The organism is Dietzia sp. (assembly GCF_036741115.1).
Classification (GTDB): Bacteria; Actinomycetota; Actinomycetes; order Mycobacteriales; family Mycobacteriaceae; genus Dietzia.
In genome coordinates this window covers 1-1,411 of the sequence record NZ_DAINST010000078.1, presented here as the reverse complement: position 1 = coordinate 1,411, position 1,411 = coordinate 1, and the positions used below count along the sequence as shown (strand labels likewise).

Sequence of the window (1,411 nt, the reverse complement as noted above, 5' to 3'; positions counted from 1 at the left end):
GCTTCTGGGGCGAGGTCGATGCGTCGCAACAGCTGTGCGTTGAGCGCGACGACGACGGTCGACAACGACATGAGGATAGCGCCGACCGACATCGGCATGACGAATCCGATGGGTGCGAGGACACCGGCCGCGAGAGGCACGGAGATCAAGTTGTAGCCGGCCGCCCACCACAGGTTCTGCTTCATCTTGCGGAATGCAGCAGCAGAAAGCTGGATGACCGACAGGACGCTGCGCGGGTCGGAGCTGGCCAGGATGACACCGGCGGAGGCGATGGCAACGTCGGTGCCGGCCCCGACGGCAATCCCGACGTCGGCTTGAGCCAGGGCGGGCGCGTCGTTGACGCCGTCGCCGACCATGGCGACCTTCTTGCCCTCGTCTTGGAGGCTGGCAACCTTTGCGGACTTGTCTTCGGGGTGGACTCCGGCGAAGACGCGGTCGATGCCGAGCTCCCGGCCGACCTTGTTTGCTACCGCCTCGGCGTCGCCGGTGATCATCACGACCTCGACGCCCAGCTCATGTAGTGCATCGACGGCGTCCCCGGATTCTGGACGGACCTCGTCGGCAAGTTTGAGACCGCCGATCACTGTGCCGTCGCGGAGGACGTGGAGGATGATTGCTCCCTCGGCCTTCCAAGCATCGGCTGCGTTGATTTCGTCTTGCCCGGTTTCTTCGAGCAGCCGGGGCCCGCCCACACGGATTTCCTGGCCTGCCACGGTCGCAGTGACCCCGACTGCCGGCGAGGAGGAGAATCCGGTCGCTGGTTCGAGGTCAATGCTCTGCTCGTTGGAGGCGTGGACGATGGCCCTAGCGAGAGGATGCTCACTGTCGGCCTCCGCGGCCGCAGCCAGGGCAAGCACCTGGTCGGCGTCAATGTCACCGGTCGGTTCAACGCCGGTAACGGTGGGCTCGCCCCGGGTCAGGGTCCCGGTCTTGTCGAAGAACACGGCGTCTACCTGTCGCATGGACTCCAGCGCCAGGCGGTCCTTGACCAGCACGCCACCTCTGGCGGCGCGCTCGGTCGCAATGGCGACGACCAGGGGAATCGCCAGGCCCAAGGCGTGGGGACAGGCGATGACGAGCACGGTAATGACGCGGACGACCGCGTCGTCGGGTCTCCCGACCAGCGTCCAGACGACGGCAGTGATGAGAGCGGCTCCAAGAGCGAACCAGAACAGCAAGGCGGCGGCCTTGTCTGCGATGCGCTGAGCGCGAGACGAGGAGCCCTGGGCCTCGGCGACCAGCCGATTGATCCCGGCAAGCGCAGTGTCATCACCGGTGGCGGTGATCTCCACCCGCAGGCCGGAGTCGGTGGCCACGGTGCCCGCAGTGACCGCGTCGCCCTCTCCGCGGGTGACCGGGTGCGACTCGCCGGTGATCATCGATTCGTCCATTTCGGCACGGCCGTCGACGA

The 1,411-nt window shown here is 66.7% G+C and carries 1 protein-coding gene; it reads right to left on the bottom strand.

Going from position 1 to position 1,411, the window contains the following annotated elements; genetic code table 11:
• Positions 1 to 1,411: heavy metal translocating P-type ATPase (locus tag V7E05_RS11520; protein ID WP_442891667.1), on the bottom strand; the 1,411-nt coding region annotated here is incomplete at both ends.